This window comes from Microvirga aerilata (assembly GCF_016743775.1).
Taxonomy (GTDB): Bacteria; Pseudomonadota; Alphaproteobacteria; order Rhizobiales; family Beijerinckiaceae; genus Microvirga; species Microvirga aerilata.
Map to the genome: position 1 here is coordinate 1 of NZ_JAEQMY010000136.1, position 9008 is coordinate 9008.

Here is a 9008-nt window from a genome sequence, read left to right on the forward strand (position 1 = left end):
GCGCCTCCGCAAATCGGCGCCAACCAGTGAATCACAAGTCATTGCTCGGATTCAAATTTCACTCGGACAGGCTCTAACCATCGGTAGCCGCCCGTCGATGCAGCAGAGCCAAACAGATACGCTGGAAATATGAAACAACTTACTCATGCAATGGCGAAGCTTGTGGCTGCAAACCTTGGCAGTAAAAAGGCAAAGCTTGTCCTCAGAGCAGGTAGGTAAGGCTGAGGGTTCCCTGTCTCTGCGGCGAGTGAAAATAGATACTTTGGAAGGGGTGCGGCTAGGTCTTTGAACCGCTATCCCACCAAAGGTAGCGCGTGTTGGGAGGCATCGGGTCGAAGGTGAAATTTGGGCCTCTCCTGAGTATCCCGACAACCCGATTGAGCGAATCAGACTCACGGGACCGCTCTAGGTCATCGGAGGCTTTCCTCATCGCCCTTAAGAGCAGCTCTCTGATATGTTTGGCAACCTGATCGTCCATATTGGTTATTGTGCACCCACCAAGGACTACTCAGCCTCATGAGTAAACTTGACGGGAATGTACCGCCTGTCAGATCTTCTATGTCTACATTGAATTGATCTCAGAACTGTCGGCTACCTGACAGACAAATTAGGCTTGGCTGTGTAAGCGAGAAGTACCGGCCCTCTGATTTGCCGCTACATGTCGGACCTTGGAGCGCCCCTAAGACGACGGGCGCTTTCATTTTTGTTCAGACTCGCCTCTATGCCAAGCACAAGGCATTTTCTGGGTCCGGAGTAACCTTGCCCCTGAAGCAGAGACCTTACGTCTGGGGCATTTAGGTTACCAAAATGCAATACATTACCTCTGGACGAACCGCCTCTGGCGAAGCACCATTGCTCTTCGGCATCTCTAGCTAGGCGGTGAGATGATCAATTCAGGCAAACAGAAGGTGCAGAGGCGTCTCGCAGCCATTCTCGCGGCTGATGTGGTGGGCTTCTCTACCCAGATGGGTCAGGACGACGAAGGCACTCTTGCAAAAATAAAGAGCCTACGTCGGGAAATCATTGAGCCAAGAGTGAGTGATCACCAAGGACGTGTAGTAAAGACCACTGGTGATGGGTTCTTGGCGGAGTTCGCAAGCCCCCTAGAGGCTGTCCAGTGTGCTGCTGAAATCCAGAGAGATCTCGCAGCCAGAGCCACTCAGAAGCCATCTCAGGCTCTTCATCTGCGCATCGGTATCAATATAGGGGACATCATCATCGAGGAGGACGGAGACATATATGGCGATGGTGTAAATGTCGCAGCTCGCCTTGAGCAACTGGCGACTCCAGGTGGCATCTGGGTTTCAGGTAAAGTCTACGAAGAGATCAGAGGGAAGCTGCCTCTTTCGTTTGAGGATAAAGGCGAGCAACAGGTAAAAAATATCGCCAAGTCTATTAGGGTCTATAACGTCTCAATCGCCTCACCACAGCACACTACGTTCGACAGCCCTCATACGACATTGTCGCCGCCAGATATGCCATCGATTGCCGTTTTGCCGTTTAGTAATATGAGCGGTGATCCAGAGCGCGAGTTCCTCGCGGACGGAATGACCGAGGATCTCATAACCGGCCTTTCACGGTTGCGCTGGCTTCTCGTTATCTCCCGTACCTCCACTTTTGTTTACAAGGGTAAGGGGATTGATGTCCGTCAAGTCGCACGGGATCTCAATGTTCGGTACATCCTTGAAGGTAGCGTCAGGACGTCTGGCAAGCATATCCGCATCACCGGGCAGCTCATTGATGCAGAGAGCGGGAAGCATATTTGGGCGGAGCGATACGACCGACTGCTGGAGGATGTCTTCGCAGTCCAGGATGAAATCACAGAGAACGTGGTTGCGGCCATAGAACCTCATCTTTACGCCGAGGAAGGCTATAGGGCCCAAAGCAAACCGCCTGAGAGTGTCACGACTTGGGGACTGGTCGTATCGGCTCTAACTTTGAGCAACAAGGCGACACGCAAATCAAATGAGGAGGCCCAAGTCCTTCTTCGGCGAGCCATCAGCCTTGAGCCAAGCTATGCCCGAGCTTACGCCGTTCTCAGTTGGGCAACGTGGTGGCAGACATTCTGTTATTGGAGGCCTGGAGAAGAAGGCTTCCGCGAAATGGGGGAACTCGCCAAACACGCCTTAGCTATTGATCCAAGCGAGCCGTGGGGCATGATGACTTATGGCTTCTACTTGAGCACGATGGGTCACCACGACCGTGCCTTGGAACAGATGAACGGGGCTCTCGGGTTTAATCCCAGCTGGGCACTTGGGCGTACAATGTATGGGGTTGCTCTTCTCAGGGCTGGTTACTTCGCTGAAGCAGTTACTGAGACGGGAAAGGCCATACGGATGAGCCCCCTTGATACATTCGCTGGAATATACATAGCCTTTCACGGTTTAACTCTGCTCGGACAACGCCGCTTTACAGAAGCTCTGTCCTTCCTACGCCGATCCGTCATTGCCTTTCCTGAATTTCCAGGACATCACAATGCACTGATTAGCTGCTGCGGACACCTTGGACTTATTGAGGAGGCTCAAGCTCATATACAACACCGCAACCAGATTGGTCCTCCCATTACTGTCAGCCGCCTTCGGTTTAACCTGAGGCATTTTGCTCACTGCGAGTTGTTTGTCGAAGGTTTGCAGAAGGCAGGGGTGCCTGAATGATCAGCGATGTAGACGTAGAATTTACTGCCCCTGCGTCTACAGCCCGCGCAGCTATTGAGCCTCCCCTAAGGTCCAGCCTTCCCGTTGCCCTCGACTCCTCCTGTGAAGCTCCGGCCTGCCATGCCGACGTAGATGAAGGAGCCATCCCGATTCCAAATCGTGTATACCACTGCGCCTGAGCGGGGCACGTTGCCTGTGGGCCAATCTGAGCACCAGTGGGCCGAGCCAGCGATCAAGCAATCAGCCCCGATACTCTGACTAATAATCATGTGCAGCGACCCAATGACTTTCGGTTAGCATTATTGCTCTCGGAGGTGTAATGTAGTGCCTACGCCACGTCACCATAGGTGATACGTAGGCGTTCGGATTAGACAAAGCTGCGGGAGCGAATAGCGCCGACCAGCATGTCGGTCATTCAAACTGTATCTTGGTCCCTGTCGGGATGCAAACTACCCCAGTATGTAGAGTCATGCGTCGAAGCTTGCCTTGTTCACCATGTGACTAAGGGAGATTGAGATGGCTGTTCTTTTGGGAACCTCTGGAAATAACGTGTTGCGGGGCGGAACCAGACCCGATCAAATTTACGGTTTCGGTGGAGCTGACACGCTCTACGGGAATGAGAGCAACGACTTCCTATCCGGTGGAAGCGGCAATGATAGTCTCTACGGCGGAGTCGGGAATGACACAATTGTAGGAGGGCGAGGTGCCGATACCCATTACTTCGCGGTCGACTCCGGTAATGATCTCGTGACGGACCTAAACCCATCTGAGGGGGATCGCATCGTCCTGCTTGGAGTTACTTACAGCGATATTCGATACGATAGGTATACGAACGCGACGACGCTGTACTTTACGCCTGAGGGCAATGATCCTCCGGGAGAGGATACAGTCACCTTCACCGACGCAACGGAGGCCGATGTGCTAAGGGCTCTTGGAGCGTATGATTTGATTGGATGAGGCTGCTCAACCGTCTGTAACTTGGCCTTTAGCTCAGTGACTGCACGTTCTCTCCAAGGAACTAAGAGCCTGACGATTTTTCCATCAGGCTCCTTTCATTTGGCTTCGCCAAGTAGTTCAATCTTCGTTTTCCCGGCCTGAGGTGAGTGGATAGGTTCAGCATCCGTGGATTGCAGTGTCCGCTGTTGCGCTTCTATTGCTGGTCCAGCATCGGCCACGCCCTGCCTCCCCCTGAATCGCACAAAGCACAGCGGCCCTTTTTGATCCATGTGAAAGCCGGTTCACCAAGAACCTATACAGTTGTGTCCTCTCTACGAGGAGAAGCAACATGGGGATATGACCCACCTTATTTGCCTCGATGCTCTTCATGAGGCTTATCGGGGTCTTGAAGAGGCTCGGCTTAGGTGTCGTGAAGTCGCCCATGCGCTCGCAACGATCCGTGAGACGCTGGATCAGGCTCTCGACCTTGCTTATCAGCAGCAATCTTTTGGTCCTCTGAACAACCTGTTTGATGAGGAAGAGGCTGCGCTGGCGATCTATGAGCAAGCGGTCGCAAAGGTTCGTGAAGCGGAAGGCCGATGGTCGGCTGTGAGTCTTGCTCTGGCTTATGAAAGAGAGCGTCTGACGGCAGGGCAGGTGTTCTCAAGCCGCGCGAATTGACCTGTGAATACGTTCTGAAATAACTCCTTCGAGCAGATTGCTGGCAAAGTGCTGTTGGCTAATATTCCTGCCGTCATGCCACGTTACAATCTCTTTCTATATAACCAGCACAGCAGGGTCAGGTATCCTGAAACCCTGAACCTTCCTGATCTTGAGGCTGCTCAGCACGTAGCTCGGAGGGTGGCAAACGTGTTTATGGAGGTTGTCCCGTATTGGGGAAATCTGCCCTCCGACCAGCAGCATCGCTTTGTGGTTGAGATTGTAGACGAGGCGGGTGGACTGCTCCTGACCGAGCCATTCAGGGCAACGACGAGGCGCAGATTGAGCCGTCGAAGATACAGAACAAAAAAGAAGCCCCACCAGGATAGCTCAACTGATGGGGCTGGTGAGTTCAGGGAGGAACACTCCTAGCTTAGCAAATCTCTCGGATGGATTTGTGCGAGGGCGCACCTGCTGGATTGCCTGACCTGGCCAACAGGAAAACAGGGTCTGAGCCTGGGTGGTAGATGCGCTTAACCCGTGTAGTGAATGCCCAAACACATTGTCAGTAGCTGGAGGTGGACAGCCGAACCTGAGTTCAACTTCTTCTTTACCTTCAAAAAAGACAATGATCACATAGCTGTGATTATTAACTCGCCTAAAGTCTTCTTCCCTCCAGAATAGGTCATTGATTACCTTTTTGGTAAGTAGCCGAGGCTGGGGGGCTGTGGCATGACTGAGGATGAAGTTGAGGTTGTCGCCCAAGAGATCGCGAAAATTGGCGGCGTCGCGTGGTATCCGGGTCGAACTGAAGGAGCTGTGCTTCGGGTAGTCAACGAGCGTTACAAGGATCGGGCCAGAGTGGCTATTGCGGCTCTTGATCGCTTGAGGGCAGGCAAGGATGCTCTGAACGACACGACGGCCCCGCAAGGAAGCACATCGTCTACCGATCCAAGCCTTCAGGTAGGAACTATCGTTGTGTTCCGTCCTCCAGGTGAAAGAAGGGCAGTAACCTGCCGGGTTGAGAAGCTTGAGGAAGGACGCGCTTATTTAGTGCCATGCCCCAAACCCGACGTTGGCTGGACGTCGTTGGACAACCTACAGCCGCTATCGATCCATGTATCTCTCAAATAGGCGCACGTTCCCAAGCCGCCTAATTAATCCTTGATTCACCATAGGTGGCTAATTGTCTCCAACTAAGTGCTTGGCGTTGGGGAACAGGGATGCGTTGTTTCTTCCACCTCGTGAGTGATCATGAGGAGTTGCTTGATGACGAGGGGATTGAGGTCTCTGACTTGGAGAGTGCCAAGGCTCAGGCAATGATGACCGTAAACGACCTGCAGCGAGAGGCTGGCGGCATCGTTGAGGACTGGAGCGGCTGGCAGCTCAATGTTGTCAACGCGGACGGGTGTCTTCTGTGGTCCGTTCCGCTCAGTCCTACACTGCATTGACCGGCCTCAACCGACTTTTCCTTATCGCTAAGCCATCTCGCAACCCGCTCAGAACGTATGGCTAGAATGGGAACGAAGCGCGGAACCAAACATCCCCAGGTGCGTTAATGCCCGATTTGTTTCACCAGGGGCAAACCTTGTTCAAGCAGCTAACTTCAGCCATCGACCTTTGGCTATTAACATCAGCAATCACAGCCGCGAGTGTCGCGGTGATGATCTGCGCTGAGCTGCCGTAGCCTATAGAGCAGGCACTCTTGGCCTCAGAAATGACTACCAAATCAACCACATACCTTCGGTGATAGCGAGGCCTGACAAAGGTCTAGTTCCTGCCCTCAAGCTGCCAAGATTGTCCTTAGCCATAGGGTACAAACAAGATTGTCCTTAGCCATAGGGTACAAATAAGCGTTGCGGAAGGTTACATGAACTTAGATGATCCATTTCCTCTTGAGTCGGTTTCACCGCGAGTGAGAGCAGCCGTCCTTTACGAGTTTCAGGGCCGTTGCCCTAGCATCCGCGAGATGACGCGAATCCCCGATAAGCAGTGGTTGGCAACCCCTGGGATTGGTAGGACTGCCCTTGGCGAAATTCGCAGTGTCGCTGATGACCAGCGTTCCAGTCCTTCAGTCTCATCCTCAGCCCAAATGACAGATGCTGAGTTGTTGGAATGCCTTGAGTTTCTTCAGAAGGAACTTCAGGGCATCTACACAATGATCAAGGACAGAATGGTCGAAGCAACGAGGTTCGACGCCTAGTCATCGAGGGTACCCTCCTCAACCACAAGCGACACGGCGGCCTCAGCCCAACCTCATCGGGCAACATCCAGTATCGAAGCAGTTGGAACTCCGCGATGATACAGGCAGCCGCAGCGGGAGGCGCGATCCGAATGAACGGTAAGATCCCTGGCCTGTTCGCCTTTGTGCTTCTGGCGCTCGTTTGCGTCGCGTTGCTCATGTCTCCATCTATCGTGGCGCTCATTCCGCAATAGGGCTTTAGGCCCAGGAGATCAGCACAGGACGATTAAGCCTACGCTGGAACAAGCTATCTCCACATAGGTTAGTCTCAGGTAGAGCATCTTCTATGGTCCTAACCTTCAGCCCCCAGCATCACCTGGGGGTTCTCTTTGCTTCGGTGTCCGGGCCTCCTAGGCCTCTTCCAAGAGCGATGAATGGGCTAATCCGTGTTGTTGTGAAAGATCTGGTGGATCTAAAGCGAGGAGCCAGAGTTATTCCTTGGTCTACGGTCATTTGACCCCTCAAAGCCCATTGAGGTAGACAATGGAAAGCCCCGGATCGCGAACTCCTGGGGCTTTCTTTTTGCATCGAACAGATGGCAATCCTCTCTTCACTGCTTCATGCCATACCCTCGGCATGACCTACTCTCGCGACACCACTTCCATATCCGAACTCACCGGCCAGCCTGTCAGCACCTGGTCTGAGGATTGGCAGCACGAATGTGAGGCAAAGGCCGTCCTGGCTATGTCCAAGGAACAGCGGAACACCTTCTTCAACGGCCGGAAAGACGAGAGCGGCAAGACGTTAGACCGTGGCGTGATCGCTATTCGAGGGCTCAAGGCTGCCGAGGACCTAAAGGCGCTGATGGAGAAGCTTCAGGACGCTCGTATGAGGTAAGGCTCTACCCTCCCTAATACCCAACTTTCATGTGCGTATTCCCACCGAAGCTTGGGCGGGCACGTGAGATAAAGGATCATCAAGGTTGATGGTCATGACTCAGAACGCCCTTTCTTTCGTCCTCGGCACAATCGCTCCCCTTGCCATTGTTGTCTGGCTAATCCTCCAGTAACGCATCTTCTCCCCTTGGCAGCCGAGTGGGAGAACCCGACCAGGTCCAAGGATGAGAAGGGCTGAGCTTAGGCCCTACCGCCGTACGGGTTGGGCGATCTGCCCTACGATGAGCCCCACCAATAACTTGTGCTGCTAATTGGGATGACGAAGCAGTTCCAGAAGGAGCGTCAGCTCCCACCTACAGTGCCGCTTACGTATTATTCCCGCTGTCCACAGCCTGCCTAGCGCCATAGGATCATTCTCTCGACTCCTCCGTTGATCGCATGAAACGTTCTCATTTCGTTCTAGGTGAGTCGGAATGGGAAAGAGCAGTCGCAAGCTCACGGTCGAACAGGTTCTTGAGGCACGTCTGTGCTACATGGTCGGAGACTGGGAGTGGTCCAAGCTGGCTAAGAGGTTCGGAGTGGGTCCGGAGGTGGTCAAGGCTGCCGCCAAGGGGGTCACCTATAAGGACCTTCCAATGCCACCCAAGAGAGTGGACGAATTGGGGAGGTGAGCGCCACAGACGGGCAAAGATGCTTGGTGGGGTGTGAGTACCTGCCAGCCGAGAAGCGCCGCGAGTGACGAAGGGGAGCGCAAGGAAACGGCATCCTGAATTGAAGCGATCCCCTGGGGATCTAAAGCGTTGGAGCCGAGTTATCTCAGTGGCGAAAGCCTCATGGTCCTAATGATGGAATGTTGAGAGCCTCAGGTCATGCATCCCTGGGGCTCTCTTCCTGTCTGGAGAAGCCATGCCGCTTCTCAAGCACCCATTGAAGAACTTACACCTAAGCGGTCCTTTCCATGACCAGCGTTAGAGCAGCCTTCAAGACTGTCTTACCCTCATCGTCTCTGACTCGAACTGCGAACTCGCGGTGATCGCTTTTAGGGAAGGTCTCTTGCGCCATTGCTGGCAGGGACCGGGCAAGTTCACGCTCGGCCTCATCGAGGTCGGCTAGTTCTACCCCTATCTCGTCAGGTAGGAGCTTATCGCCATCATAGGTGTCGAAGAAATACCGCTGCATGGAATCACAACTGCTGACGCGGCTAGTCGTTGCGGTACGTCCACCGAAAGCGCTTGCCTACATGGCTTGCCTACAGTAACCAGGAAAAAGATAATAGAAACAGGGTGTTTTCTATGTTAGATCGCCCTCTCACGGCGAAAACAGGGGTTCGTGTCCCCTAGGGAGCGCCAAAGGTTTCAAGGACTTAGCCCCGCGATATGCGGAGCTTTTGTGTTTTTGTCCTAGGTTTTGTCGAGAATACAGGTGAGTCCACGAGCGTTCGGGCTAATACTACAGCCGTGGTTTGCGCCGACGTCGGGTACGCTTGCGCCAGTGACACTCGCGGGCACGCTGCTGGTGTCGTCGACGCCAGACGGACCAATGCTCGACGGCCTCAGCCGAAGGCGGCCGCTCCCACACCAGATGCCAGAGCAGACGCCGCACTTCCGGCACCGTGAGCGGCAACAGCCCCGCGGCCTGCCCGACAGGGGCCTCTCCCCCCGATGGCGTGCCGGCGCACGA

At 54.0% G+C, this 9008-nt stretch carries 7 protein-coding genes and 1 tRNA gene; 7 read left to right on the forward strand and 1 reads right to left on the reverse strand.

The genetic code is table 11. The features are described 5' to 3' along the window. Positions 1 to 884: 884 nt before the first annotated feature. The 6 genes from JKG68_RS29355 (at position 885) to JKG68_RS29370 (ending at position 7329) form a co-directional block, all read left to right on the forward strand. Entirely contained in the window at positions 885 to 2654 is a 1770-nt protein-coding gene (locus JKG68_RS29355) for an adenylate/guanylate cyclase domain-containing protein (protein ID WP_202065641.1), read from the forward strand. 516 nt (positions 2655 to 3170) lie between these two features. Next, positions 3171 to 3611 (forward strand): calcium-binding protein, encoded by a 441-nt coding sequence (locus JKG68_RS29360; RefSeq protein WP_202065642.1) that lies wholly within the window; start codon positions 3171 to 3173, stop codon positions 3609 to 3611. Positions 3612 to 3947: 336 nt separating this feature from the next. Then, positions 3948 to 4271 (forward strand): hypothetical protein, encoded by a 324-nt coding sequence (locus tag JKG68_RS29365; RefSeq protein ID WP_202065643.1) that lies wholly within the window; start codon positions 3948 to 3950, stop codon positions 4269 to 4271. Positions 4272 to 4346: 75 nt separating this feature from the next. After that, on the forward strand, positions 4347 to 4682 hold the full coding sequence (locus JKG68_RS34995) for a DUF6894 family protein (RefSeq protein WP_376773233.1): 336 nt from the start codon (positions 4347 to 4349) through the stop codon (positions 4680 to 4682). Positions 4683 to 5473: 791 nt separating this feature from the next. Then, a complete protein-coding gene (locus JKG68_RS35000) occupies positions 5474 to 5701 on the forward strand; it encodes a DUF6894 family protein (RefSeq protein ID WP_376773231.1) in 228 nt (75 codons plus the stop codon). 1274 nt (positions 5702 to 6975) lie between these two features. Next, on the forward strand, positions 6976 to 7329 hold the full coding sequence (locus JKG68_RS29370) for a DUF7696 family protein (RefSeq protein WP_246516029.1): 354 nt from the start codon (positions 6976 to 6978) through the stop codon (positions 7327 to 7329). A 941-nt stretch (positions 7330 to 8270) separates the two neighbouring features. Here the strand turns inward: JKG68_RS29370 and JKG68_RS29375 are convergent. Next, positions 8271 to 8507, reverse strand: a complete 237-nt coding sequence (locus JKG68_RS29375; RefSeq protein WP_202065644.1) for a DUF6894 family protein — start codon at positions 8505 to 8507, stop codon at positions 8271 to 8273. A gap of 99 nt (positions 8508 to 8606) precedes the next feature. Here JKG68_RS29375 and JKG68_RS29380 point away from each other — a divergent pair. Further along, positions 8607 to 8677, forward strand: a tRNA-Glu gene (locus tag JKG68_RS29380). Positions 8678 to 9008 lie beyond the last annotated feature (331 nt).

Excerpts from the sequence above, each read along its gene's own strand:
- JKG68_RS29355 (WP_202065641.1), top strand. The coding sequence starts at position 885 with ATGATCAATTCAGGCAAACAGAAGGTGCAGAGGCGTCTCGCAGCCATT.
- JKG68_RS29360 (WP_202065642.1), top strand. The coding sequence starts at position 3,171 with ATGGCTGTTCTTTTGGGAACCTCTGGAAATAACGTGTTGCGGGGCGGA.
- JKG68_RS29365 (WP_202065643.1), top strand. The coding sequence starts at position 3,948 with ATGACCCACCTTATTTGCCTCGATGCTCTTCATGAGGCTTATCGGGGT.
- JKG68_RS34995 (WP_376773233.1), top strand. The coding sequence starts at position 4,347 with ATGCCACGTTACAATCTCTTTCTATATAACCAGCACAGCAGGGTCAGG.
- JKG68_RS35000 (WP_376773231.1), top strand. The coding sequence starts at position 5,474 with ATGCGTTGTTTCTTCCACCTCGTGAGTGATCATGAGGAGTTGCTTGAT.
- JKG68_RS29370 (WP_246516029.1), top strand. The coding sequence starts at position 6,976 with ATGGAAAGCCCCGGATCGCGAACTCCTGGGGCTTTCTTTTTGCATCGA.
- JKG68_RS29375 (WP_202065644.1), bottom strand. The coding sequence starts at position 8,507 with ATGCAGCGGTATTTCTTCGACACCTATGATGGCGATAAGCTCCTACCT.